This window comes from Gemmatimonadota bacterium (assembly GCA_026705765.1).
Lineage (GTDB): Bacteria > Latescibacterota > UBA2968 > UBA2968 > UBA2968 > VXRD01.
In genome coordinates this window covers 40067-64115 of sequence record JAPPAB010000129.1, presented here as the reverse complement: position 1 = coordinate 64115, position 24049 = coordinate 40067, and the positions used below count along the sequence as shown (strand labels likewise).

29 protein-coding genes, 1 tRNA gene and 1 pseudogene are annotated in these 24049 nt (G+C 51.2%); 17 read left to right on the top strand and 14 right to left on the bottom strand.

Annotated elements, in window-relative coordinates; all coding sequences use genetic code 11:
- On the top strand, nt 1-278 hold a 278-nt coding region (locus OXH16_17425), incomplete at its 5' end, for a sulfotransferase (GenBank protein MCY3683179.1).
- A gap of 25 nt (nt 279-303) precedes the next feature.
- On the opposite strand, the gene OXH16_17420 is transcribed toward OXH16_17425, so the two are convergent.
- From OXH16_17420 to OXH16_17370, 11 genes are all read right to left on the bottom strand, one after another.
- The gene (locus OXH16_17420) at nt 304-1044 is read right to left on the bottom strand and encodes a M14 family metallocarboxypeptidase (protein ID MCY3683178.1); all 741 of its coding nucleotides are present in this window, start codon (nt 1042-1044) and stop codon (nt 304-306) included.
- Nucleotides 1044-2003, bottom strand: coding sequence for a 3'(2'),5'-bisphosphate nucleotidase (locus tag OXH16_17415; GenBank protein ID MCY3683177.1), 960 nt, complete (start codon nt 2001-2003; stop codon nt 1044-1046). Before OXH16_17415 ends, OXH16_17420 begins: the two co-directional genes overlap by 1 nt.
- Nucleotides 2004-2011: 8 nt before the next feature.
- Nucleotides 2012-2911 (bottom strand): hypothetical protein, encoded by a 900-nt coding sequence (locus OXH16_17410; GenBank protein ID MCY3683176.1) that lies wholly within the window; start codon nt 2909-2911, stop codon nt 2012-2014.
- 156 nt (nt 2912-3067) lie between these two features.
- On the bottom strand, nt 3068-3961 hold the full coding sequence (locus OXH16_17405) for a hypothetical protein (GenBank protein MCY3683175.1): 894 nt from the start codon (nt 3959-3961) through the stop codon (nt 3068-3070).
- 186 nt (nt 3962-4147) lie between these two features.
- A tRNA-Sec gene (locus OXH16_17400) sits at nt 4148-4245 on the bottom strand.
- Nucleotides 4246-4247: 2 nt separating this feature from the next.
- A complete protein-coding gene (gene selD / locus OXH16_17395) occupies nt 4248-5291 on the bottom strand; it encodes a selenide, water dikinase SelD (protein MCY3683174.1) in 1044 nt (347 codons plus the stop codon).
- On the bottom strand, nt 5288-5872 hold the full coding sequence (locus OXH16_17390; GenBank protein MCY3683173.1) for a hypothetical protein: 585 nt from the start codon (nt 5870-5872) through the stop codon (nt 5288-5290). Before OXH16_17390 ends, selD begins: the two co-directional genes overlap by 4 nt.
- Before the next feature lie 15 nt (nt 5873-5887).
- Nucleotides 5888-6022, bottom strand: a complete 135-nt coding sequence (locus tag OXH16_17385; GenBank protein ID MCY3683172.1) for a hypothetical protein — start codon at nt 6020-6022, stop codon at nt 5888-5890.
- A gap of 231 nt (nt 6023-6253) precedes the next feature.
- A complete protein-coding gene (gene msrP, locus OXH16_17380; protein MCY3683171.1) occupies nt 6254-7213 on the bottom strand; it encodes a protein-methionine-sulfoxide reductase catalytic subunit MsrP in 960 nt (319 codons plus the stop codon).
- A gap of 140 nt (nt 7214-7353) precedes the next feature.
- Nucleotides 7354-8661 carry a citrate synthase gene (locus OXH16_17375; GenBank protein MCY3683170.1) on the bottom strand — a complete coding sequence of 436 codons (1308 nt, stop codon included), beginning with the start codon at nt 8659-8661 and terminating at the stop codon, nt 7354-7356.
- A 48-nt stretch (nt 8662-8709) separates the two neighbouring features.
- Nucleotides 8710-9375, bottom strand: coding sequence for a hypothetical protein (locus OXH16_17370; protein ID MCY3683169.1), 666 nt, complete (start codon nt 9373-9375; stop codon nt 8710-8712).
- A 196-nt stretch (nt 9376-9571) separates the two neighbouring features.
- On the opposite strand from OXH16_17370, the gene OXH16_17365 reads away from it, so the two are divergent.
- The 5 genes from OXH16_17365 (at nt 9572) to OXH16_17345 (ending at nt 15145) form a co-directional block, all read left to right on the top strand.
- Entirely contained in the window at nt 9572-10393 is an 822-nt protein-coding gene (locus OXH16_17365; protein MCY3683168.1) for an HAD hydrolase-like protein, read from the top strand.
- Nucleotides 10394-10412: 19 nt separating this feature from the next.
- Nucleotides 10413-11537: a galactonate dehydratase gene (gene dgoD, locus OXH16_17360; protein MCY3683167.1), complete on the top strand. Its 1125-nt coding sequence runs from the start codon at nt 10413-10415 to the stop codon at nt 11535-11537.
- A 144-nt stretch (nt 11538-11681) separates the two neighbouring features.
- A complete protein-coding gene (locus tag OXH16_17355) occupies nt 11682-12419 on the top strand; it encodes an SDR family NAD(P)-dependent oxidoreductase (protein MCY3683166.1) in 738 nt (245 codons plus the stop codon).
- Nucleotides 12420-12441: 22 nt separating this feature from the next.
- Nucleotides 12442-14394, top strand: coding sequence for an alkaline phosphatase family protein (locus OXH16_17350; protein MCY3683165.1), 1953 nt, complete (start codon nt 12442-12444; stop codon nt 14392-14394).
- A gap of 7 nt (nt 14395-14401) precedes the next feature.
- Nucleotides 14402-15145 carry a PEP-CTERM sorting domain-containing protein gene (locus OXH16_17345; GenBank protein ID MCY3683164.1) on the top strand — a complete coding sequence of 248 codons (744 nt, stop codon included), beginning with the start codon at nt 14402-14404 and terminating at the stop codon, nt 15143-15145.
- Nucleotides 15146-15231: 86 nt separating this feature from the next.
- On the opposite strand, the gene OXH16_17340 is transcribed toward OXH16_17345, so the two are convergent.
- Nucleotides 15232-15441: a hypothetical protein gene (locus OXH16_17340; GenBank protein MCY3683163.1), complete on the bottom strand. Its 210-nt coding sequence runs from the start codon at nt 15439-15441 to the stop codon at nt 15232-15234.
- Nucleotides 15442-15467: 26 nt separating this feature from the next.
- Between OXH16_17340 and OXH16_17335 the strand changes: the two genes are divergently transcribed.
- The 6 genes from OXH16_17335 (at nt 15468) to OXH16_17310 (ending at nt 19655) form a co-directional block, all read left to right on the top strand.
- Nucleotides 15468-16076, top strand: coding sequence for a hypothetical protein (locus OXH16_17335; GenBank protein MCY3683162.1), 609 nt, complete (start codon nt 15468-15470; stop codon nt 16074-16076).
- Nucleotides 16077-16479: 403 nt separating this feature from the next.
- A complete protein-coding gene (locus OXH16_17330; GenBank protein ID MCY3683161.1) occupies nt 16480-17481 on the top strand; it encodes a tetratricopeptide repeat protein in 1002 nt (333 codons plus the stop codon).
- 82 nt (nt 17482-17563) lie between these two features.
- Nucleotides 17564-18604, top strand: a complete 1041-nt coding sequence (locus OXH16_17325) for a DUF2806 domain-containing protein (GenBank protein ID MCY3683160.1) — start codon at nt 17564-17566, stop codon at nt 18602-18604.
- A gap of 233 nt (nt 18605-18837) precedes the next feature.
- Nucleotides 18838-19149 carry a DUF4258 domain-containing protein gene (locus OXH16_17320; protein ID MCY3683159.1) on the top strand — a complete coding sequence of 104 codons (312 nt, stop codon included), beginning with the start codon at nt 18838-18840 and terminating at the stop codon, nt 19147-19149.
- A complete protein-coding gene (locus OXH16_17315) occupies nt 19146-19406 on the top strand; it encodes a type II toxin-antitoxin system MqsA family antitoxin (GenBank protein MCY3683158.1) in 261 nt (86 codons plus the stop codon). The genes OXH16_17320 and OXH16_17315 overlap by 4 nt, the downstream gene beginning before the upstream one ends.
- Nucleotides 19407-19430: 24 nt before the next feature.
- A complete protein-coding gene (locus OXH16_17310) occupies nt 19431-19655 on the top strand; it encodes a hypothetical protein (protein ID MCY3683157.1) in 225 nt (74 codons plus the stop codon).
- A 104-nt stretch (nt 19656-19759) separates the two neighbouring features.
- Here OXH16_17310 and OXH16_17305 read toward each other — a convergent pair.
- Nucleotides 19760-19945: pseudogene (locus OXH16_17305) on the bottom strand (BrnA antitoxin family protein).
- Nucleotides 19946-20064: 119 nt separating this feature from the next.
- Between OXH16_17305 and OXH16_17300 the strand changes: the two are divergent.
- Complete coding sequence (locus OXH16_17300; GenBank protein MCY3683156.1) at nt 20065-20310, top strand: type II toxin-antitoxin system Phd/YefM family antitoxin; 246 nt, start codon at nt 20065-20067, stop codon at nt 20308-20310.
- A complete protein-coding gene (locus tag OXH16_17295) occupies nt 20300-20677 on the top strand; it encodes a type II toxin-antitoxin system VapC family toxin (GenBank protein ID MCY3683155.1) in 378 nt (125 codons plus the stop codon). The genes OXH16_17300 and OXH16_17295 overlap by 11 nt, the downstream gene beginning before the upstream one ends.
- A 24-nt stretch (nt 20678-20701) precedes the next feature.
- Here OXH16_17295 and OXH16_17290 read toward each other — a convergent pair whose 3' ends face one another.
- Complete coding sequence (locus OXH16_17290) at nt 20702-21463, bottom strand: SUMF1/EgtB/PvdO family nonheme iron enzyme (protein ID MCY3683154.1); 762 nt, start codon at nt 21461-21463, stop codon at nt 20702-20704.
- A 183-nt stretch (nt 21464-21646) separates the two neighbouring features.
- Here OXH16_17290 and OXH16_17285 point away from each other — a divergent pair, with 183 nt between their 5' ends.
- The 3 genes from OXH16_17285 (at nt 21647) to OXH16_17275 (ending at nt 23890) form a co-directional block, all read left to right on the top strand.
- Entirely contained in the window at nt 21647-22147 is a 501-nt protein-coding gene (locus OXH16_17285; protein MCY3683153.1) for a GNAT family N-acetyltransferase, read from the top strand.
- Nucleotides 22148-22280: 133 nt separating this feature from the next.
- Entirely contained in the window at nt 22281-23015 is a 735-nt protein-coding gene (locus OXH16_17280) for an SDR family NAD(P)-dependent oxidoreductase (protein ID MCY3683152.1), read from the top strand.
- Nucleotides 23016-23026: 11 nt separating this feature from the next.
- Nucleotides 23027-23890, top strand: a complete 864-nt coding sequence (locus OXH16_17275) for a sugar phosphate isomerase/epimerase (GenBank protein ID MCY3683151.1) — start codon at nt 23027-23029, stop codon at nt 23888-23890.
- Nucleotides 23891-24049 lie beyond the last annotated feature (159 nt).

Sequence of the window (24049 nt, the reverse complement as noted above, 5' to 3'; positions counted from 1 at the left end):
TGAAAGACAGAGCTTTGATCCCGGAAGGCAATCTGGCGGAAGTGAAGTACGAGGATCTCGTAGCTGATCCACTGCGCGAAATGGAACGCATTTACGCGGCACTCGGATTATCCGGTTGGGAAAACGGAGGAAAGCAGGCAGTGATCGAGTACCTGAGCACACTTTCGGACTACCAAAAAAATACATTCGAGCCGGACCCTGTCGCTATGGAGCGCATCTCACGGTCCTGGCGATTTGCCTTTGAAGAATGGAATTATGAACTACCAGTAAAGCGATAGACCAGCCTCAATCTATGTGCCAGTTTTAGATAAAATCCCTCGCATTAGCCTCCACCATCACCTCAACAGCCGTCAGATGCGCTGCAACGCGTACATCCATCGGCTGTGCTGTCGGGCTTTCTGACGTCACCAGATGACCCGTATGCCCTCTCTGATACAAAGCAATGGGAATACCCTCCCCGTACTTCCGCCTCGACACCTCCATATTAGGATGAATCACCCCATTGACCGCAACCTCGTCCTCAATCTCCGACTGTTTGTTAATCGGACACACCAGTGCCACCCGCGCCACCATCGCCCGCCCCAGAGACCCCCGGTCTCCAAACATCTCGTACAAATAAAAACCCGGACTCTCCCAATCCTCGTGCAAATCGATCACACCTGCAAAAACCCGTCCTTCTACAAAACCCTTCAAAATCTCAATCTCGGGCACGTCATCGCGCAAAAACGCCCAATTCACATCCATCTCCTGTGCATTGAGCCGCGCATTGTGAACATAGCTCCACGGGCACAAACACGGAATAACTTCAAAACGCACCCGATCAGCCCAGCGATCCCACTCCCCCTCTAAAAAAGCGAGCGCAGCCTCCACGCCAGCCGGTTCATCGCCGTGCGTCCCCCCATTAATATAAACAACAGGCACGTCTCCCCTGCCAGCAGACACGCGCAAAACCGGCAACCCTTCAACCTCCCCCAACTCATACACATCAACACCAGACACCGCTTCCACCCGCTTAACAACAGCATCGTAATCTCGTTGAACCATCACATATCCCGAAGCGCATCAATCACCCGCGCGTGAATCTCGCGGGCACTCACCACCACCCCGCGATTATCTTCCATCTGTGCAGCAGACACAAAATCCAGCGGCCTGCCAAACATATCGCTCACCTCTCCACCAGCTTCCTCAACAATAAGAGCACCCGCAGCGTGATCCCAGATATTCTCGCGATAACCCGGATATTCTGGCGACGGCAACCTCAAATACAACGCCGCATCGCCGCGTGCCACCGCACCGTATTTCACCTGACTATCCATCCTGAGCGACGACGATTCAATACCCACCGCACGAGCCACAGCTTTGTGTGCATCGTGATCACTGTGTGACGACTCCACGCTCTCCGCAAACCGCCACGCAGGTTCATCAATCCGAACATCGGCAACATCGCCACCCGCAAGAGGCATCGCCCGCGAACCTTCTCCCCGCGCCGCCACAAATAACACCCCACAATCGCCCTCCATATCCTCCATATCCACCGGCAGAGCCGGACACGCAAGCGCGGCAACCTTCACCTCACCGCAATCAATCAGTGCCAACGCCACCGCATATTGGTCTCCACGCAAAAAGCCCTTTGTACCATCAATGGGATCAAGCGTCCAGAAACGCTCTGCAACATCCCCATTACCCGCATCAATCCAATCGCAAATTGTACCCTCATCCGCCTGTGCATACGCCCGAACAAACTCGCACACAGTCTTCTGCATCGCCGTTTGCTCTCCACCCCGAAGCACCGACGCATCTTCCTCCGCCACAATCGGATCCTCTGGAAAAACCGACTTTAATCGTCTGCACACAAGCGCCTGCGAGCCAAAATCCGCAACCGTCACCGGACTGCGATCCTCCTTCTCCATCGCTCCAACAAGTGATTTTCGCACATCGACACAAAGCCGCGCAGCCTCGCGCACAGCCTCAACAGCGACCTCGCGCTCCCGATCATATCCCATAAACACCCCTATTTCTTTTGCACACCAAAATGATCCATCTCGCCGCGATCAATCCAACTCGGCAATCTAATCTTCTCCGACATCTTCCACGCCGTCAAATAGAGTGAAACCGTAAAACCCGCAGCCCTCTTTGCATGCTTCTCTGCAAAAGCGCGCACTGCAGGCTCACTCTTCCAATCTATATCCTTTGGAATGAGATACTGCTCCATAGACAACGCGGACTCAACCTCTCCAAAACTCTCGTGCATCTGTGCCACAATACCCACCATCAAACTATCCACGGGCGCAGCAGTCAAACCCTCGGCAATATCTTCGGGTCTCAAATCCAAATTTTGAAGCAACCCATCAATCTTCTCGTGAATGCGCGTCATCGACGACTTGCCATCTACAACCCGACCATTCCAGTGAATCGTCAAATTCAGAGGTTGACAAACCTCCTGAGCAAAATGCGCCACATACCCGGCGTATATCAAACACTTATTCTGAACAAACGGACTCTCGGGCCACTTGCGAAACTCTGCAAAAGCCAGAGCGAGTTGCCCGGTATATTCCGCTGTCACGTACGGCAACAGCCCCACCTGCTCTGACCTCTTCCCCAACTCTGCACAGCGTCTTGCAAACGCGTACCGCGACGCGGGCAAATCCGCCGCCTCAAACAACTCCATATTAAAATAATGAACCGGATGACCAGCCTTCTCCAGATGAAGCGTACCGCGATTCTTTGCAACATCCGGATCAACAGCCGCATGAGCAACCATACCCGCGCCAGCCCTGAGAAAAGCAGGCGCATCTGGCGGGAGCGCCTGAACAGCCGCCCTTGTCAAAATGCCGTGCCCTCGCGGCCACCAGCCCCAGGCGGAAGATCCAAATACAAACAGTACCAATAAAACCATACCCAATCGACGCATCGATAATCTCCTTGAATAGAATCGGCGAATAGACGAACCCCGCCCAACCACCCAAAACCTCTGGATTGCGGCTAAAACCATGCCGCAATGACGGCTTTCATGTACATTACCTGTTTCATTGATTCGCTGATTCGTTGATTCGTTGATTCGTGCTTTTTACTCCCCGTCCCAAACCTCTCGCTTCACATAATCTGCAATCTCCAAACGCTCGGACAATCGCCAGGCAGTCAAATAAAGCCGCGCGGTAAACCGCGTCGCAGCGCGGGCGCGATCTTTTGCAAAAGCGATCACCTCGGCATTCGGTACCCAATTCTCCTCATCATATCTGGGAATATTCGGTCCCATTTCATAAACCCGGTCAACCAGTGCAAACCCCTCCTCAAACTCCCGCATAATCTCAGACATCGTGTTTTCAAAAGGCGTCACATCCTGATCGCGCGACAAATCCCCTGGCTCCATCTTCAAAAACTGCACCAGGCCATCCACCTTCAGATGAATACCCCTCTGCAACTTTTCGCCCCCCTCCTGCACGCGTCCATCATAGTGAATCGTCAAATGCAAAGGCTGGCACATATCCTCGGCATAGTGCGCGAGAAAACCCGCATAAATCAGGCACTTACTCTGAATATGCGGATTATCGGGCCACTTGCGAAACTCTGCAAAAGCCACCGCTAAACGCTCTGTCCACTCATTCACCGCATAAGGCACAAAACCCATCTTCTCGGGCGACACTCCATGCTCATAACACAACTTCACAAACGCATAGCGACTCTCGGGCAACGCCTCCACATCGAGCATCTCGCGATCCAAAAAATGCTCGGGATACTCTGCGCCTCGCACCTGTGGCGTACCCCGATTCTTACCCATATCCGGATCAATACTCAAATGCGCCACCGTCTTTGCCCCCTGCCTGAAAAACGCGGGAACCTCATCGGGCAACGCCGCCACAGCGGACAAAGTCAGAATATGATGCCCCTCCAGCAACCAGCCTCGAGCGGGGGAACACACCCCTGCCAAAAGCAAAACAGAAATAGCAAATCGTTTGATCATTAATACCCCCTGTAAATGCATAGGCAACCACAGATGGACACGGACAAACACAAAAAAAGTAAAACCTTCTGGATCGCGGCTCAACACCATGCCGCGATGACGGCTTTTATGTACTGCACAAACCGCTGACAGCTGTCACACATAAAGACAGCGGAGAAACTCAGAAAGTTTCTCCGCTATCAAAAATGGCGGGAATGTGTGGGAATCGAACCCACCAAGCGTGGGGTTAGCACGCAACAACGGGTTTGAAGCCCGCGGGGGACACCAGTTCCCCATCCACTCCCAATCACGCTCGCACCTCAACCTCACCGGGATGTTCTGAAACCACCTCGCCAATATCTCGACCCATCACACCGCGCTCAATGAGTGCCCCAAGAAAGGCATCAGCCACATCGGACGCAAGTGCAATTAACAGGCCACCAGAAGTCTGCGGATCAAAAAACAAACGCCTCAAAGCCTCATCAACATCATCGGCAAACCTCACCGCATGCCCTCGCGCCGCCCGATTGCGCCGCAAACCACCGCCCTCGCGCTCCTCTGCAATCTGCAAAGCCAGATCAAAACGCGGCACATCAGAAGCACGAATGCAAAACCCAACGCCACTCGCCTGCGCCATCTCCAACCCGTGACCGAGCAACCCAAATCCAGTAATATCCGTACACCCATGCGCTTTATATACAACCATCTCCTCGGCTGCGATGTGATTCAACTGCACCATAGAATCCACGGCAATCTGCAACCCATCTTCATCGATCTCGTCATTTTGATACGCATCCGACATCAAACCCGTACCCAGCGGCTTGGTCAAAATCAGACGATCGCCCACCCGGGCACCCGCATTGGTCTTCACATCATCTGGATGCACAACCCCCGTCACAGACAACCCGAACTTAGGCTCCACATCCTCCACAGAATGTCCACCCACCAGAACCGCACCGGACTCCGCCACCTTCTCCTGTGCCCCTCTTAAAACCTCGGCAATCACCTCTGGATCGACATCATCACTCGGAAACCCGCAAATATTCAACGCAGTAATCGGTCGCCCCCCCATCGCATACACATCGCTCAGCGAATTGGCTGCCGCAATCTGCCCATACGCATGCGGATCATCGACAATAGGCGTAAAAAAATCCACCGTCTGAATAAGCGCCACATCCTCAGAAATCCGAAACACGCCCGCATCATCAGCCGTATTCATCCCCACCATCAAATCGGGATGTACTACCTGTGGCAACTTTTTCAAAATCACATCCAGCACCGCTGGATCGAGTTTCGATGCTCAACCACCGCAACTGACGAGCTGCGTCAATCTTCTACCGCGATACTTCATTTTTTCAACTCCTCATCTTCTCTCGCCATCTGTTCCTTTTGCCAGCGATAATCGACCTTGCCATCGTAAAACATCCCGGGATTCTCTATCGCCCACAACTGCTTTCGAATCAACCAATTTTTGGGATCCAGAACATAAGCGCGCTTTAACTCTGCAATCGCGTCTTCGCGCTTCCCCTGTTTTAACAACGCGATAGCGCGCTGAAATTTCGCATCGGCCTCCTGCTCATCTGCAGTCAGCGCGCGGGGTTTCGCACCCTTATCCCCATCGCGCCATGCGCCAGGAATAGCCCCCGATGTTATCCACTCAACCAATTCTTCGCGCAGCGTCTCCTTGTCAATATTAACGCTACCAACACTGCGAACAAGTCGCCCTTCTTCATCTACAAAAATCCCAACCGGAACAAATTTGACATTATACGCCTTGCCAATCGCGTTATGCTGATCCAGCAATGCGCGATATGTACCGTTGGCTTTTTCAACCCAGGGCCTGGCAACCTCGGCACCCTGCGCATCCTGAGCAATAACCACCACCTCAACCTGTTCACCGTACTCCTGATAAAACGCTTGCCATCCAGGCAACTGAGCGCGGCACCCTCACCAGGACGCCCACATAAAAAACGCCGTCTTCTTACCGAGAAAATCACTCAGAGAAATCATCTCCCCAGAGTACAAATCCGGCAGTGTAAACGCAGGCGGCGCATGCCCAATGCTCAGGCCAACATCATTCATTACAGGCTCCAAAGTCTTCACAGATTCCTCCCCTGACAGCGTATGAGCCGACCCATTTATCAACAAGAACAACACAAATATTATTTTTTTCATCTCGTATCCAATCTAACAGAATTTGAACAATGTGCAACACACAAGCCGGTTTTCATCTCGTATCCGGACCCGTGAACATTAAACCGCTCGGCAATCATCTCACCGAGCGGCTTGACATGCAACGGACATTATTTTTTTCTAACCGTACAGATGTGCCACATAATCGCCATACCCATTGTACATCCGGGTGGGCACGCGATCCATCGTCCCAATCAGCCGCTCCGTTGCCTGAGACCAGCGCGGGTGCGGCACATTGGGATTTACATTAGACCAAAAATCGTACTCAGCAGGAGCCACCTTATTCCAGAAAGTCGGCGGTTGCCGTTTCGTGAACTCGATCTTCACAATAGACTTAATACTCTTATACCCGTACTTCCACGGCGTCACCAACCGAATAGGTGCCCCGTGCTGTTTGGGCAACGCATGACCGTAAATACCCGTCGTGAGCAACGTCAGTTCATTCGTCGCCTCTTCCATAGTCAGCCCCTCAAAATAGGGCCACGGATACCAGGACTGCGTCTTGATGCCCGGCGCCTGATCCGGACGATTGAAAGTCACCATCCGCACGTATTTTGCCGACGATTTGGGCTGCACATAATCGATCAACGCCTTCATAGGAAACCCCGTCCACGGCACCGTCATCGCCCATGCTTCCACGCACCGAAACCGGTACACGCGCTCTTCCAGCGCGAACCGCTTGAGCAAATCGTCCAGATCATACGTCCCGGGCTTCTCTACATAACCCGAAATCTCCACCTCCCAGGGACGCACCTCAAACTTGTCTGTCAACTCGTGAACCTTGCCCTTATTCGTGGTAAACTCGTAAAAATTATTGTACCGCGCGGCGACCTTCTCCCGCGTCAATTCTCGCTCCACCGTGTACTTTTCATTGCGCTTTGCCGGATACAAACCCGGTAGCGAGGGAGGAACTTCCACCTCAAACTCATCTTCTGCTGTCGCGCAACCTGCGCCAATCACCGCGCTTGCGCCTGCAACACCTATAGCCTGCATAAAGCGCCGACGATTCAGGTAAATATGTTCGGGCGTAACCTCGCCTTCGGGCAACTGCCAGCCTTTGGGAACATGGATAAAAGCCATTGCATGCCTCCAATCAAATGCAAAAGCGAATCAACGAATCAGCGAATCAGCGAATCAACGAATCAACGAATCAACGACGGAGTTTGTAGCGACTTTGGGTGGCAGGGCGGGGTTCGTCTATTCGTCTGTTCGTCTATTCGTCACCGCTGATCCATCGCCACATAATCGCGTTTATCTGCGCCCGTATAAATCTGGCGCGGACGGGCGATCTTCTGTTCGCTATCCCCCAGCATCTCTTTCCACTGCGCCAGCCAACCGCACGACCTTCCCACCGCAAATAACACCGTCATCATCCGCGTGGGCAATCCAATCGCCTGATAAATAATACCCGAATAAAAATCCACATTGGGATACAATTGCCTGGAAATAAAATACTCCTCCTGCAGGGCAATCCGCTCCAACTCCAGCGCAATATCAATCAGGGGATTTTTACCCGTCACCTCAAACACATTATACGCGGTCTCTTTGACAATCGCCGCCCTGGGATCGTAATTCTTGTAAACCCGATGCCCAAACCCCTGCAACACCACTTCTTTGTTCTCCACCCGCTCGATATAAGCCGGCACCTTATCCACCGAACCGATCTCATTGAGCATATTCAGCACCGCCTCATTCGCGCCCCCGTGTGCCGGACCGTAAAGTGCCGCTGCTGCGCCAGCCATAGACGAATACGGATCTGCCCCCCCACTGGCAATACCCCGCATAATACTGGTAGATAAATTCTGACCGTGATCGGCGTGCAAAATGAGCAACACTTCCAGCGCGCGCTCGAGCACCGGATCAGCCCGATAGGCCTCTCCCTCCGTCCCAAACAACATATTCAAAAAATTGCCGTAAAGCCCCAACCCGAGATCTGACGACACATAAGGCAGACCCGCACTGCGGCGATGCACCGCAGCACCTATGGTCGCAACATTGCCAATCAACCGACAAATATGACGAAGTTGTGCCTCTTCGGTTCCAAAATCTCCCTCATCGTCGTAAAAAACCGACAGCCCCCCCAGCGCACCCACCAGCATCCCCATCGTATGAGACCCTTTGGGAAAACCATCGATAAAAGACAAAATATCGTCTGAAACCACCGTTTGAGAATTTACCTGCTCGGAAAACCTATCCAATTGATCGCGGCTGGGCAACTCGCCATAAACCAGCAAATAAGCCACTTCGAGATACGAAGACGCCGCCACCAACTGCTCAATGGGATACCCGCGATAGCGCAAAATCCCCTTCGCCCCATCGATATACGTAACCGCACTGCTGCAAGACGCTGTATTGACATACGACGGGTCGTATCCCAACAGGCCAAAATCATTATCCGAACCCTTGATCTGGTTCAAATCTGCCGAACGCACATGGGCACCGTCCTCAGAATACGTGCCATAAGCAATAGGTAAATCATACGTTTCATCTGTCCGATTATCAATAACTGTAAGTGAATCCTTGCTCATCACAAGCCCCTTTCTCATAATCCGCCCATTTGGAGGAGAATTGTTCTGCTACTGCGCTATAACCTGATAAACTCTACGAGGACTGCTCTGATCTGCGGGATCGGACTGCACAGAAACCGCATCAAAAACGCGCCGCAGTGCCCGTTCATAAGACGATCCAGCCGCACAAATCGCAAGTGCCCCACCCGCCCGAAGTCGCATTTGCAACACACGCAACATCGACAAACTATAAGCCTGGCGATTCTCTGCTCGTGCCACCTGATCTGGCCCAACATCAATATGCATCGCAATACCGTGATAATTGCGCGGTGAACCCTGCACATAAGAACAAAAATCGCCCACAATAAGCTCGACCCGTGCGTCATTCAGCAAATCGGCATTGGTCAAAAAAGTGCGATTCCACTCTACAATTTGCGGCTCAATTTCCACCACACAAACGGACTGCACAGCCCTGTGCTTCAGCACCTGCCTCAGCGTCACGCCCAATCCAAGACCACCGATCAACACATCGGCATATCTCTGATCTGGAGAAATACCAGATAGTGCGAGATCGGCAAGTGCGATCTCCAAATCGGAACTGCTACTCGCAATCGCACACCCGTTTATAGAAAGCACATGATGCATCTGCTCGTCAACGGTCACCGCGTCAAGCCGAAAATTTCCATTTTGCGACTGAACCGATGCCACATGACTTCGCGTACTATCGCTCTGCATTCATTGCGCCTTTTTTACTAAAAATCCAATTTGGACAAGTATTACAATATAACGGAGATTCCAAAATATTCAAACACATTTGGTCGAAAAAAAACGATCAGCCATCAGCTTTTAGCTGACTGCTGACCATTCATTCCCACTTGATTTTTCAAACGCGAATCCCTTTATTGACGCACCGTCCAACAGGAATACACTTATGAGTCAACACATCGGCAACATTGAAATCATTGCGACACACATCCCTCGCGGGAACTATCGCTCAGTACTCTTTGATTTTGACGGCACATTGTCGCTCATTCGCCAGGGGTGGCGCGAAATCATGATCCCCATGATGGTCGAAGTACTCTCTGAACTCAACACCGACGAAACCGAAGCGGAACACCGCGTTCTGGTCACCGAATTTATCGACCGCCTCACCGGCAAACAAACCATCTACCAGATGATTCAGCTCTGTGAAGAAATCCAAAAACGCGGTGGCACACCAGACGATCCGCTCGCCTACAAACAGCGCTTTCACGACCTGCTCAACGCCCACATAGCCCATCGCATTCGCGGCCTCGAAACAGGCGAGATTAATCCCAACGATCTCATGCTGCCCCATACCCGCGCACTGCTCGACAACCTGTCCAACCGCGGCCTGATGCTTTATTTAGCCAGCGGCACCGACTTCGTCTTTGTCCGCCGCGAAGTCGAATTACTCGGCCTTACGACCTACTTTGAAGACCGCGTCTTTGGCGCATTGGATCAGCACGAAAACTTTTCCAAAGCCATGGTCATTCAGGACATCCTCAAAACCCATGCCATAGACGGCCCCGAACTACTGGGATTTGGCGATGGATACGTCGAAATCGAAAACGTAAAAGCTGTGGGCGGCACCGCAGTCGGCGTTGCATCAGACGAAGTCAAACGCGAAGGCATCAATACCTGGAAACGAAACCGCCTCATCGAAGTCGGTGCAGATATCATCATCCCGGAATACCGCGAGCAAAAAACCCTCATCGCGTATCTGTGTGATTAACCACCCTAAAGGAGTTGACATGAAAATCACCAAACTCGAAACCTTTCTCGTCAAACCGCGCTGGCTCTTTCTCAAAATGCACACAGACGAGGGCCTCATTGGCCTTGGCGAACCTATCCTCGAAGGACGCGCCCGTACCTGCGCTCAAGCCGTAGCAGAACTCGAACCCTATCTCATCGGCAAAGACCCCCGTCGCGTGGTCCATCACTGGCAGGCCATGTATCGCCATGCATTTTATCGCGGCGGACCCATTCTCACCAGTGCTCTATCCGGTGTTGAACAAGCACTTTGGGACCTCGCCGGAAAAGCCGCGAACATGCCCATCTATGAAATGCTCGGCGGCCCCCTGCGCGACCGCATCAAAATGTACAAAGGCACAGGAGGGGGCGGCACACCCGAACAGGCTGCTGCCGCAGTAAAAGAGCGCAAAAAACAAGGATTTATCGCCATAAAGACCGGACCGGCCAAAATTCGCCCGGCGCGCATCGTCGAAACCCCGGCCTTTATCGATCACGCCGTCGAAACATTTGCCGCCATGCGCGAAGCGGGCGGGCCGGACTTTGACATCGCCATCGACTTTCACGGCGCCATATCACCACAAACCGCTGCCATACTCATCAAAGCCCTCGAACCCTACCAGCCGATGTTTGTCGAAGAACCCATCCAGTGTCAAGACATAGAAGGCATGGCAGAACTCGCGCGCAAAACCCACTTGCCCATCGCAACGGGCGAACGCATCTTCACCAAATGGGGCTTCCGCGACCTCCTCGAAAAACGCGCCTGTTCCATCATACAACCCGACCTGTCACACGCTGGCGGCATCTTCGAGACCCGTCTGATCGCAGGCATGGCCGAATCCTATTACGCAGCCGTTGCCCCACACTGCCCACTCGGCCCCATTTCATTAGCCGCCTGCATCCAACTCGACGCCAGCATACCCAACTTCCTCGCGCAAGAACACACCATGTTTGGCGAAGACTACCTCAAAGAACCGTTCCAATTCAAAGACGGCTACGTCGAATTGCCCAAAGGTCCCGGCCTTGGCATTGAACTGGACGACGACAAAATGGAAGACAAAATTGGCCACGACTGGACCAATCAAAGATCCCTTCACCCCGACGATGGATCGGTCGTTGATTGGTAAACTGAAAAAGCGCGAATAGACGGAGCGGGGTAAAACTGGTCGTTTCCCAGACCAGTTCATAGACGAATGGAGAGACATACTGATTTTGGGAGGATGGGCGGGGTTCGTTGATTCGTTGATTCGCAGATTCCTCAAGGAGACCGCATGTCACAACTCACTGGAAAAGTCGCACTCGTCACCGGCAGCGGGCGGGGTATTGGTCGCGCCATTGCCATCGCCTTTGCCACAGAAGGAGCCGACCTCATACTCGCCGCACGCACGACCGAACAACTCGACGCCGTTGCCGAAGAAATTCGTGCCCTCGGTCGCAAAGTTCTGCCCGTACCTACCGATGTCACCAACCGCCAGAGCGTAGATGCGCTGGCAGAAAAAGTCCGCGGAGAATTTGACCGCCTGGACATCCTCGTCAACAACGCGGGCGGCGGCATAGAGCGCAACAGCATCCTCGACAGCAATCCCGATCCCTGGATCGAAACCATCGCCGTAAACTGCATCAGCGCCTACCTCGTCTCGCACGCCCTGCTACCCCTCATGATCGAATCCGGCGGTGGCAGAGTTATCAACGTGGGATCGGGCATGGGCCACCGCCCCAGAGCGGGCAATTCTGCGTATAACGTCGGCAAAGCCGGCATGTGGATGTTCACCCAATGCCTGGCCGAAGAAGTCTGGGAGCACAGCATCACAGTCAACGAACTCATCCCAGGCCCGGTAGCCACACATCTTACCGGAGATCGCATGAGAGTGGGCGGTCCACCGCCCTTTGCACCCAGCGAAGTCGTCAAAGCGCCCGAAGACGTCGTCCCCCTCGCCCTCTTCTTAGCCACCCAACCCGACGGGGGACCGACCGCTCAAACCTTCAGCCTGACCCGTCGCCCGATTTAACCCCATCCCAAAAGGAACAACTATGTCAAAAAAAATCATCGCCTACGGCATGGACGGCTTTATCACCCCCATGATGAAATACTTTGCCGACGAAGGCGTCATCCCAACTTTTAAACGCCTGCTCGACGAGGGCGCAGTCAACGAAACCTTCCCCTCCTTCCCGGTCTGGACACCCACCAACTGGGCAACCCTCTCCACTGGCGCACACACCGGCACACACAGTGTCACGCGCTGGCGCGTCGAAGTAGGTCCTGGCGAACGCATCAACTCTTTTCACGGCCGTGCCAACAACGCCCAGCGCCTGTGGAACGCCCTCGAGCGCGAAGGACTCAAAGGCGTTGCCCTGCACTATCCGGCAGCGCATCCATCAGGCGTGGAAAAAGGATATGTAATCGACGGTTTTGGTCACCCCGGACACGCCAGCACCGACTATGAAATCGCCGCATCACAGGCTTATACCACCGCCGAACACGTCGAAGAAATCGTGGAAATGGACCACGACGGCACAGCCGTTCGCAGAAGACAGCGAAGCATAGAACCCATCCCCGCACTATCGCCCGCAGATGGCTGGACCAATCTCCCTCAAAGCACTGCCCCGCCCCTCGCTTCCACCATTGAAATCCACGCGCGCCTCGGCGGAGACATCAACCGCTTTCACCTGCTCGTCTTCGCCAGCGCCAACAGCGGATACGACACCCTGCGCGTCTGCCGCTCCCAAAATGGCAACGACCACATCGCCGAAACCAGCACGGGATCGTGGAGCAACTGGGCCATCGAACCCTTCTACATCGAAGGCCGAGATCAATGCGCCTCTGTGCGCTTCAAACTTCTCGAACTCGAACCCGATGGCTCCCATCTCAAGCTCTACCGCTCTCAAATCACATATAGCGACGGCTTCACATATCCAGACGACCTCGCCAACGAACTCATCCAGCGATTTGGCCCCTATCAAGAACACGCCTCAATGACCCCCTACACATCTGGCATGACCGACTATGACACCGCCCTTGAAGAATGCGAATACCAGGGCCTCTGGTTTGCCGACGTCGCCAATTATATGCTCCACGAAAAAGATGCCAATTTCTTCATCTGCCACTGGCATCTCTACGACTACATCAACCACATCCACCTCGACGGCGTCGATCCGGTTTGCCCCGCTTACGATCCCGACAAAGCCGACGACATCATGCACCTCTTCCGCAAAGCCTACATCGTTGGCGACAAAATCCTGAAACGCATGTGGGATGCCGCCGATGACAGTACATACGTCGGCGTACTTTCCGATCACGGCGCATCGCCAGATGTGCGCATCGCCAATATCCGAAAATTCCTGCACGACAGTGGATTCACCGTCCTGAAAGAAGACGCCAGCGACGGCGTCGAGCGCGATGAAGTCCTCGAACGCGAGATCGACTTTGAAAAAACTCGCGCCTACCTCAAAGACGACAAGGGATTCGACATCTGGATCAACGCCGAACCCGGTCCCAAATTCGACGAAATCGAACGCGATGTCCTCCTCGCCCTTCGCACCTGGGTCGATGAAGAAATCGGTCGCAATGTCGTTGCCATCGCCCTGCCCAGACGCGACGCGTACATACTCGGGCAATGGGGCGACCAGTGCGGCGATATCATCTTTGCCTGGGATCACGGATTCGTCAGCGGGTATTACGGTCAATGGAAAGGCATTGTGGGCGGCGGCTGCGTAGGCGCTCCCGAAGTCTTCGGCGCACACCACGGCGGCTTCATCCCCACGCGCAGCGACATCTCATCGAGCTTTGGTTCTTTTTTCTTATCGGGTCCCGGCATCAAAAAAGGCTACGAGCGTCCCACCGACAAACTCGGCTACATCCACGCCGCAGACGTCGTCCCCACCCTTTGCCACATCTTCGGCATTGCGCCACCAGACCAGAGTCAGGGCGCGGTTGCCTACGATATACTCGAAGGGCATGAAATGGTGCGGGAACGACCTGAATAAAGAGAACATGACACAACAATTTGCTCTTATTCTTATCGCCTACCTGACGATTACATCCTGTACCGCCACGAAGGGTGCAACCGAGGCTGAGTTCAGCTTCACTTTTCAAAGCGATGCCGAAGGCTGGACAGCCGGATTTGCCGATCTTCCCGCCAACTTCGATCCATCAATCTACGAACTCGACTCCGGTTATCGCCCTCTGCCACCAGGTCTCGAAGGCAATGGCCTCTACATCCAGGGACACAATCGCAGCGATGACCTCTTCATGTTTTTCAAGAGGCGGATTGACGGACTTAAGGCAGATGCGACCTACGCGGTATTCGCCTCCCTCGACCTGGCGACCAACGTTCCGTCCAACACCTTTGGCATCGGTGGCTCTCCCGGCGAGAGCGTGTACGTAAAAGCGGGCGCATCTACCGTTGAACCTGTAGCAGAAGGGGAAAACCTCAGACTGAACATCGACAAGGGAAACCAGTCCAACGGCGGCGCGTCAATGGTCGTTATAGGAAACGTCGCTCATCCCGAGGTTAGCGGCAGAGAGTTTCGGCTCAAGTCTCTTGACAACGCCGACAATCCAGTGCATGTCACTACTGACAGCAAGGGCGGGATCTGGTTGATCGTCGGTACCGACTCTGGCTTTGAAGGACTGAGCACATTCTACTACGCCCGCATTGCCTACACACTCAAAGTAGTGGAATCCCCCAACTCGGGAGCTTCACTTCTCGGGCCGAATGACCGGAGTGTGGATTAGGTTTGTGCGGCACTCAATATTCATTTGTTGTGGTGAAATGACCTATAAAGCTTTTTTAAAATTTTTCTTTTCATGCCTTCGGCGACTTACTTTTTTTCAGCAGCAAAAAAAAGTAAGCAAAAAATGCCGCTCTCAAACGCCGAGGGGCTGGCACAGCGCAAACCGTTCTTGTGGCAATACGCCATACAATGGCCTGCACAGTTGGGATGCCATAAAAATGTCTGCTGCGAGACGGACTCACGCGCTGTGCGAAATGGTTTGAGTCGATAAAGATGCTGATGGCTTATTCTTTTCATTTATGCACACTCCTAAAAAGAATGATATGCTTGATATTCACAACCTTATGGCGGACCTATCCCAACACCGCCCGATATTCCATTCAGAAGCAGATTTCCAGCATGCTCTCGCATGGCAGATTCACGAGGTAATGCCAGATTGTGAGATTCGTCTGGAGTGGCCCTATCGAATAGAAAAAAACTGGCACCTGGATATCTGGATCCCGTCTCAAGGAATTGCAATTGAACTGAAGTTCGCTACTCGAAAGCTGGAATGTGAACGGAACGGCGAGCATTTTTCCCTTCGTGACCAAAGTGCCCAAGATGTGAAGCGGTACGACTTCCTTAAAGACATCCAGAGACTCGAGCAAGTAGTGAGGGATGGAAACGCCGATGCAGGATTTGCAGTTCTACTAACAAACGATCATTTATATTGGCAAGAACCAACGCGCAATACAACAGATGCATACTTTCGCTTCCATGAAGATCGAACAGTACCGGCGGGCAAGGTGTTGAGGTGGTCTAAAGACACCAGCCCAAAAACACAAAAAGGGAGAGAAGAGCTTTGCTTAAAGAGTTCATATCACCTGCGCTGGCAAGATTACGGAGAGGAAAGAAACCCATTGTTTCGATATCTCGCAGTCTCAATTAAATGAGATTCTAAAAAAAACAGGGAGTGCTGGTCATACAGAGCTTCAGAATACAGAAAAGGGCTTGCAAGGTAGAATCGCAAGCCCTTTTACATTTATATGAGATTCTCTTTACTGCCCAAAACCAGAATAAAGATCAAAAAATCTGTAAAACTAATCCGTCCATCAGCATTCGGATCATATCATGCATAGTAGTTTGCGTGACCAACAGCATAACCAAAATAAGACGGGATTTGAAAAAGGCAAGACTACTTTTTTCAAATCTGAGTATATTATGTCACGGACTAACGGCAGTAGAGATTGCTATGGGGAAGCCATCCGGACCACAGATGAACCGTGGTCGCAATTGTACAGCTCCAACAGAAGTTCTGCTGTCTGAAAGATGATGATTTTAGACCAGGATAGGCAAATGAACGAAAATGACCAGTTAAACAGCGTTTTGGAAAAAATCCAGGAGATAGTGAAACTATCTGCCAACGGCGACTATCTCTACCGTGGAGAACCTGAATGCTACGAAAAAGTGTCTTCAGGTCTCTACCGCGAATACTCGGACATTGAGGCCGAGAATTTTGGCATTGAGGCTGTCCAAGAGGAAATTCTGGAAGCTGCCAAAAGCTATACTTCCCAAACTGACGACTTTGAAATACTGACCGAACTCCAGCATTACGGCTACAATACTAATCTCATAGATTTTACTACCAATTACAATATCGCTCTTTTCTTTGCCTGTGACAGCAGTCCAGACAAAGACGGGCGAATCATCCTGCTTCGAAAAACAAACTCCCATATCGTCGAACCACAGAGTCCAGTCAATCGCATCATTGCCCAAAAGAGTATATTTGTTCGACCATCCAAGGGTTTTATTGAGCCGGATGAGACTGTCCTCATACCGAATAATTTGAAGCAACCTCTCCTGGAATACCTACGTAATTGCCAGGACATAACTGCTGAAACCATTTACAATGATCTCCACGGATTTATTAGATATCAGAATGTCCACCACAGTGCCTATGCGGAGTTTTTCACGGGGCTTACGTACCAAGAAGAGGACTACGCAAAAGCCATCGAACATTACAGCAAGGCTATTGAACTCAATCCGAAAATAGTCAATGCCTATAACAATCGCGGCGTTGCTTACAGCGAAAATGATGAAGTTGAACGTGCTATCAAGGACTATAACAAGGCCATAGAACTAAACCCAGAGCTTGCCGAAGCCTATCTCAGTCGTGGTATATATTGGCTGCGTTTGCAAAAATGGCAAGAAGCCAGATCAGACCTGATTGTTGCCAAGAACAAGGGTGCCGATATTATCAAAGAATTTTGTGATACTTTCAAAAATGTTGCGGAATTTGAGCAAAAATATGATGTGAAATTGCCGGAGGACATCGCGGCGATGCTAACGCAAGAGTGACGGATACCAGCGACAGGAAGGGAGATAGATCAACGAGTGTAGGGCGGTTGATGAGCCAACGAGCCTGAAAGGATTTCTGAACATGTCGAAAAAAGAACTACCTGCTGAAGATGCGGGAATTGACGCTGCTGAACTTGGTATTAATACAGCCATTGAATCAATTGCAGGAGTACCTATTCCTAAGCCAGTTAGGCAGAATGCATTAAAAGCCTTTGGTCGTCTCTGTTCAGCAGCTATAGAGATACCTATTGCTTCTTGGGAAGGCATCGCTGCTGAAAAAAAAGCCCTCGCTGAAGCACGAGTAAAACTTATTGAAACGACTGCAACACAAATAGCCAACCAAATGGAAGAGGATAAAGAATATGCGCGAGTTGCTTTTCAAAAATATGGACAAAAAATCATCCGAGAACAGGTAAATCTCGACCAAATCAGCGAGGAAGCCGCACGCCAGCTTAAAGACACTGACAACGCTCAGATAGGTGAAGAGATCGGACAAATAGACGACGATTGGCTTAATCATTTTGAGAAGGAAGCCTGTCAGCGAAGCACCGAAGATATGCAGCTACTATTTGGAAAGATTCTCGCAGGAGAGATTCGCCGCCCTTCGTCCTTTTCGATTAAAGCTGTGAAGATTATGGGTGAAATAGATAAAGCAACCGCCAACTTGTTCAAGAGACTTTGCTCAATGTGCATTGTAATGGGAATCCCGGGTACGAACCAAATATTTGACGCTCGCGTGGTATCTCTATCTGGAAATGCCGGAAACAATGCACTTCAGAAATACGGATTAGGCTTTGATGAACTCAATATTTTACATGAGTATGGGTTGATCATTGCTGACTACAATTCCTGGCGTGACTATCGGTCATCCATTGCCTACAAGAACAATGTCGTCATACTTGGATTTTCACATCAAAATACTTATTGGGGCTTGTTACCCGAGGAAGAACGAAAAGATGGACAAGCACTAAAACTACATGGGGTCGCTTTATCCCAAGTGGGACGAGAGTTGCTTAACATAGTAGAAGTAGAACCGATTGAGAATTACACTAATGATCTCATTGAATTTTTTGCTAAAAGAAAACTGAAGATGGTACCAATATCAGAAGAGAAAGGAACATGAGTAAAAAAAGAAAGACTGGTTGATCTATAGTGCTATACGGAATGATGGTGACAGAGGTTGCTGTAGTGGAAATTGTCAGAATCGCGGATTTAGCAGAGGACGCGAAGGAACTGGGTGTACAAAAGGTCATCCCCTTCATTGGGGTGTGGATTGAAATTTTGACCGATACCAGCATATACTATATATTTTGAGCGCGCCCTCTACAACGGGAACGGGGTTGAAACAAAATAAAAATGTTTGATATAGTCTGGATAAAAAGCAAAATCAAAGTTGGCGAGTACTACTTTTCGAGACATGGCGATCAGGAAAGGCAAAATGACAACTTGACCATTGCTGAAGTAGAAGAAGCTCTGCTGACGGGACGAATTCTTGAGCAGTACGAAGACACGGGCAGAGGGGAAAGTTGCCTGATAGCCGGTTTTACGACACATGGCAAACCTCTGCATATTGTGTGTGGCGAAATTGCGAACCGCGTGGTCATTATTACCGTCTATATTCCAACGCCACCAAAATTCACAACCCCTTATGAACGAGGTTCAGAATGAAAACAGGATGTGCTTTTTGTGGTCATAAAGAACTCCGGTCTTGCCAAACGCAATATATTTACCGGTACGATGGCAAATTCCTTATCGTGGATGATGTGCCCTGTCTCCAGTGTGTGTATTGCGGCGAGCAATATTTTGAAGGTCAGGTATTGCGGGATATTGAAAAACGATTCAATGAACTTCATGTCCATGGACAGAAAGCGAGCAAGGAAGTTCAGATTCCCGTAGAGCACTTCACGGACCTTTGCCAGGCCTAAAGTAATCGGCAAAAAAAAGAGAACATGACACAACAATTTGCCCTTTGCATCAATAACGAAGGATACGAGACCTCTCTTGAAGTGGGTAAGGTTTATCGCATCATCCCCGATGAAGAAGCAGCCGCTCATGGCTATATTCGCATCATTGATGAAAGGGGTGAAAATTACGCTTTTGGCGACCACCGCTTTCATCGCGTTGACCTGCCCGATGCTGTTGGTGAGATGTTGGCGGCTGTGCAGCAGGTATAGCTCATAAACACATGGTACAGAATAAGGGCGTGCGAAATCGAATTGCACGCCCTTTGTGTATTAAAGTGAGACTGTCCGTTCTGATCATGACACCCACTTGAGCTTTTTTTAGTCTGGACGCAATCCCGGAGATACAGATTGATCAAACTCTGGTATGGAATACCTGTTTCGTCCGCCAAATCCTTAAAATACGCAATCACATCCGTCCCCAAACGAAGCGTGACCTGCTTTGTAAGATGTTTTGCATAGGGATTTTTGATGGATTTAGAAAAGTCGTATTCTGTTTTCATCATATGTAACACACAGCCGCATCGGATATCTCAACCCCGATCTCTCAACGAAAGAATGGAAACTATTTGACATTTTATCTTAAAGTGCACACATTATATGTACACTTTAAGGAGGAATTATGAAAGCATCTATTCTCGACTTAAGACGACGCATGAAAGATGTTTTGCTCGCACTTGACCGCAACGAAACGGTCACCATTTTTTATCGAGGCAAAGAAAAAGCCATCCTGTCTCCCACCCGAAAGCAAATAAACAAATCTGTAAAAGACCATGAAGCTTTTGGGATGTGGCGAGACAGAAAAGATACGGCAGACGTTGATGCTTACGTCCGCAATATGAGAAAAGGCCGCTTGAATGATTTTTGATACCGATGTTGTGATATGGGTCTTCAGAGGTCATGAAGGGGCTGCAAAACTCGTTGAAAGTATCAATGATCGCCAAATATCAATTGTTACGTATATGGAATTTATCCAAGGAGCGAGAAATCGGCAGGAATTAAAAAAAATCAAGGGTTTTCTCACTGATCACGCCTTTCAGACTCTACCTCTCACTGAAAATATCGGACATAGAGCATCTGTATATATGGAAGAATATACCCTTAATACAGCACTGTATCTGGCAGATGCCTTAATTGCAGCAACAGCTATTGAACATCATGTAACCCTTTGTACAGCCAACAGAAAACACTATCGCCAAATCAACGAACTCAATCTAAAAATCTTTCGTCCTTGACCTCTGACGATCATCTTTAAACTGCTACCGGCAACAGCGGAACCCGATATCCTTCCCCTGCCATCTGGGATTGAGCCGTCCGCGCTCCTGAACCCGCACGGCTGGTGCGCCATTTACCCAACTGCCGCCGCGCATCACGCGCAAGCTCCCGCTCTCTGGTCCCTGGGGATTTTCCCGCGGGCTATTGCGATAATAATCCACGCGATGCCAATCCGCCACCCACTCCCACACATTACCCGACAAATCCGCCACCTCAAAAGGACTCATACCATTGGGAAAACTACCCACAGTCGAGGGCTTGCCCACATGCCCATTAAAATTCAATCGCGTCGGATCGGGATCCTCATTGCCCCAGGGATAAATACGCCCATCGCCACCCGCGGCCTTTTCCCACTCCGCCTCGGAACACAACCGCTTGCCTGCCCACGCGCAAAAATCCTGTGCATCAAACCAGGTCACACCAACCACCGGTTGCCGCGCGGCATTAAACCCCACAGAATCGGCACACGCTGAAGGATCGCGTCCTGTAGTCGCAACGAATAATCTGTAATCCGCGTTCACCACCTCAAAGCGATCAATCCGGAAAGCATCTAAAAACACCACATGCTCGGGACCTTCATCCCGCCCAAATTCATTGGTACCCATCACAAATTCGCCCGCTGGAATTTCGACCATCTCCTCAACCAACTCGCCCTCTGATTCTGGCTGAACGGGATAATCATCGCCACAATTAGCTATCAACCCCATCCCAATGAGCACGCGCAAAAATTTTAAAATATCGCCCATTGCAGCCTCCTGAATGACATCGCTAAAACAGCGGCATCCGAAAGAGGTTGTTTATCCTTAATATCGCGTGTATTTTTGCGTCCTGGATCGCGGCTCAAAATCATGCCGCGATGACGAACGGGACGGCACGGGGACCGTCCCCTACAACACGCAATAACACCTGTGAATTAAGCCGGAGAAATCATGAACAAAGTCACCACATATTATCTCGAAATGAAATCGTCATCTTCGCTAAAAGAAAAAACAGAATCAAACGGACTGCAAGTACACGAATGCGAAATCAAACAATATCAATTTAACAAATTCCTATATCAATTCATAGGCGGACCCTGGGATTGGACAAATAAACTCTCCTGGTCAGATGAACAATGGAAAGCGCACGTAGAGAACGACAACCTGAGAACATGGCTTGCGCAGTACAAAGGCGCGCCTGCTGGGTACTACGAACTCCATAAGCAAGATGATGGCAACGTCGAAATCCTCTATTTTGGTCTGGCTACCAAATTCATCGGACAGGGCTTTGGGGGTTATCTCTTATCCCATGCAATAAAATCTGCCTGGAAGTGGGGACAAACAAAAAGAGTATGGGTGCATACCTGCACCCTTGATCATCCACATGCACTGCAAAATTACAAAGCACGGGGCCTGGAAGTCTATCGCGTGGAGACTGGCGACCATGAGTAGTGACACCAAAACCATCTGGATCGCGGCTCAAAACCCTGCCGCGATGACGAACAGAACAGTACAGGAGCCTGTCCCGTAGTGCCTTTATACGGGAACCGTCCCCTACAACACGCGAACAAACCAAGGAGAACTCATGAGACTTGAAAACAAAAACATCGTCGTAACGGGCGGTGCATCGGGCATAGGACAGGCGGCAGCGCGATGCTGTGCTCGGGAAGGCGCGCGCGTAGCCGTCGTAGATCTGGATGGAGCGGGCGTGGAACGCACCGTTCGAGAAATCGAAAACGCGGGAGGCAATGCAGCGGGATATCACGCAGACATAAAAGAAGAAACGCAGGTACGCGCACTCTTTGAAAACATCGGCAATGCCTTTGGACACATCGATGGCTTAATCAACGCCGCCGGCATCCTCGAAGGCGCACTCGTCCCGGTCGATGAATTTGATGAATTCACCTGGGACAGAGTCATAGACATCAATCTGAAAGGAAGCTTTCTCGTCTCAAAATACACCGTGCCACTAATGGAAAAAGCCAGCAAAGGCGTCATCGTACTCATCGCCTCTGGCGCAGGCGTCAAAGGCGGCAGCTCATCCGTCGCCTATGGCTCCAGCAAAGGCGGCGCCCACGGCCTCTCCCTCGTATTGGCAGCCCAACTGTCCAACCGCAACATCCGCGTCCACGGCGTATGCCCGGGCGGGATCGAAACACCGCTCAAAATGCGCGTCGTACAAAAACAAGCCGACGCCTCAGGACGCGACATCTCAAAAATGGCAGCCGGACTCGGCGACCCCGAAGGCGTGGGCAAAATACTGTCCTTCCTCGTATCTGACGAAGCCGATTATCTTCGCGGCAGCATATTCACGCGATAGGAGACCAGACCATGCGCTTAGGTGTTGTTGGCCTCTTGCCCCGGGACTTTCGCACCCTGCAATCGCCACATCTTCAGACCACCCAAAACCTCGGATTCACCGGCGGAGCCTTTCACTTCCCCGCAGAACTCTGCGAAGAAATCACAACCGCCGACACGGATCGGTGTCGCACACTCTTTGCCGAACACAACCTCGACCTCGCCCAATTCTCCATCACATATCCCGAATGCCTCTTTGATCCCGATCCAGAAATCCGAAACGCAATCATCGGCAAAATCAAAAAAGGCACAGAAATCGCCGCGGGCCTATCTGCACAAACCTATCTCCTGCGCCCGGGCAGCCGCAATCCCACCGGAAGCTGGACGCCCCATCGTCAAAATCACACGCCAGAAGCATGGGATCGCCTCATCGAAACCCTGCGAGAAATCGCCCCCACCCTCGAACAGAACGGCGTCACAGTCGTCATGGAAACCCACCTCGTCTCCATCCTCAAAAACCCGGAAACCTGCCGTCAAATGATCGAAAGCGTCGGATCGCCTAACCTGCGCCTGGTCATGGACTACGTCAACCACTTTGAAACCTTAAGCCAGGTCTATGCCAGCACCGACCGCCTGGACCACATCTTTTCCCAAATGGGCGCTTATTCCCCGGTCATGCACATCAAAGACATATCCATCGGCAAAGGGCTTGTCATCCACCTCGACGAAACCGTACCCGGCAACGGCGAACTCGACCTCGCCCACTGCTTCCGGCATTTCCAGAACCACCACCCCAACAACTACGGCCTCATCGAACACCTCAAACCCGACCTCATACCCGAAGCAGCCGCAAACACCCGCGCCATCGCCACCCGCGCTGGTGTTCCAATAACATAAAAAACGGCTCCGACCCATTGATCGGACGCCGTGAGAAACCATTCAATTCGGAGAAATCCAGCGCTTTTTCCACTCCCGCATAATGTGAAAATACTGTTGCACCTTGTGATAACGGCGCAAAATCTCGATCACCTTCAACCGCAAAACATCTTTCTGTTC

Coding starts and splice junctions, on each gene's coding strand:
- OXH16_17410 (MCY3683176.1), bottom strand. CDS start 2,911: ATGCGTCGATTGGGTATGGTTTTATTGGTACTGTTTGTATTTGGATCT.
- OXH16_17345 (MCY3683164.1), top strand. CDS start 14,402: ATGACACAACAATTTGCTCTTATTCTTATCGCCTACCTGACGATTACA.
- OXH16_17375 (MCY3683170.1), bottom strand. CDS start 8,661: ATGAGCAAGGATTCACTTACAGTTATTGATAATCGGACAGATGAAACG.
- OXH16_17320 (MCY3683159.1), top strand. CDS start 18,838: ATGTTTGATATAGTCTGGATAAAAAGCAAAATCAAAGTTGGCGAGTAC.
- OXH16_17310 (MCY3683157.1), top strand. CDS start 19,431: ATGACACAACAATTTGCCCTTTGCATCAATAACGAAGGATACGAGACC.
- OXH16_17275 (MCY3683151.1), top strand. CDS start 23,027: ATGCGCTTAGGTGTTGTTGGCCTCTTGCCCCGGGACTTTCGCACCCTG.
- OXH16_17370 (MCY3683169.1), bottom strand. CDS start 9,375: ATGCAGAGCGATAGTACGCGAAGTCATGTGGCATCGGTTCAGTCGCAA.
- msrP (MCY3683171.1), bottom strand. CDS start 7,213: ATGGCTTTTATCCATGTTCCCAAAGGCTGGCAGTTGCCCGAAGGCGAG.
- OXH16_17365 (MCY3683168.1), top strand. CDS start 9,572: ATGAGTCAACACATCGGCAACATTGAAATCATTGCGACACACATCCCT.
- OXH16_17420 (MCY3683178.1), bottom strand. CDS start 1,044: ATGGTTCAACGAGATTACGATGCTGTTGTTAAGCGGGTGGAAGCGGTG.
- OXH16_17280 (MCY3683152.1), top strand. CDS start 22,281: ATGAGACTTGAAAACAAAAACATCGTCGTAACGGGCGGTGCATCGGGC.
- OXH16_17350 (MCY3683165.1), top strand. CDS start 12,442: ATGTCAAAAAAAATCATCGCCTACGGCATGGACGGCTTTATCACCCCC.
- OXH16_17315 (MCY3683158.1), top strand. CDS start 19,146: ATGAAAACAGGATGTGCTTTTTGTGGTCATAAAGAACTCCGGTCTTGC.
- OXH16_17385 (MCY3683172.1), bottom strand. CDS start 6,022: ATGAATGATGTTGGCCTGAGCATTGGGCATGCGCCGCCTGCGTTTACA.
- OXH16_17300 (MCY3683156.1), top strand. CDS start 20,065: ATGAAAGCATCTATTCTCGACTTAAGACGACGCATGAAAGATGTTTTG.
- OXH16_17285 (MCY3683153.1), top strand. CDS start 21,647: ATGAACAAAGTCACCACATATTATCTCGAAATGAAATCGTCATCTTCG.
- OXH16_17290 (MCY3683154.1), bottom strand. CDS start 21,463: ATGGGCGATATTTTAAAATTTTTGCGCGTGCTCATTGGGATGGGGTTG.
- OXH16_17415 (MCY3683177.1), bottom strand. CDS start 2,003: ATGGGATATGATCGGGAGCGCGAGGTCGCTGTTGAGGCTGTGCGCGAG.
- OXH16_17355 (MCY3683166.1), top strand. CDS start 11,682: ATGTCACAACTCACTGGAAAAGTCGCACTCGTCACCGGCAGCGGGCGG.
- dgoD (MCY3683167.1), top strand. CDS start 10,413: ATGAAAATCACCAAACTCGAAACCTTTCTCGTCAAACCGCGCTGGCTC.
- OXH16_17295 (MCY3683155.1), top strand. CDS start 20,300: ATGATTTTTGATACCGATGTTGTGATATGGGTCTTCAGAGGTCATGAA.
- OXH16_17330 (MCY3683161.1), top strand. CDS start 16,480: ATGAACGAAAATGACCAGTTAAACAGCGTTTTGGAAAAAATCCAGGAG.
- OXH16_17405 (MCY3683175.1), bottom strand. CDS start 3,961: ATGATCAAACGATTTGCTATTTCTGTTTTGCTTTTGGCAGGGGTGTGT.
- OXH16_17325 (MCY3683160.1), top strand. CDS start 17,564: ATGTCGAAAAAAGAACTACCTGCTGAAGATGCGGGAATTGACGCTGCT.
- OXH16_17340 (MCY3683163.1), bottom strand. CDS start 15,441: ATGAAAAGAATAAGCCATCAGCATCTTTATCGACTCAAACCATTTCGC.
- OXH16_17335 (MCY3683162.1), top strand. CDS start 15,468: ATGCTTGATATTCACAACCTTATGGCGGACCTATCCCAACACCGCCCG.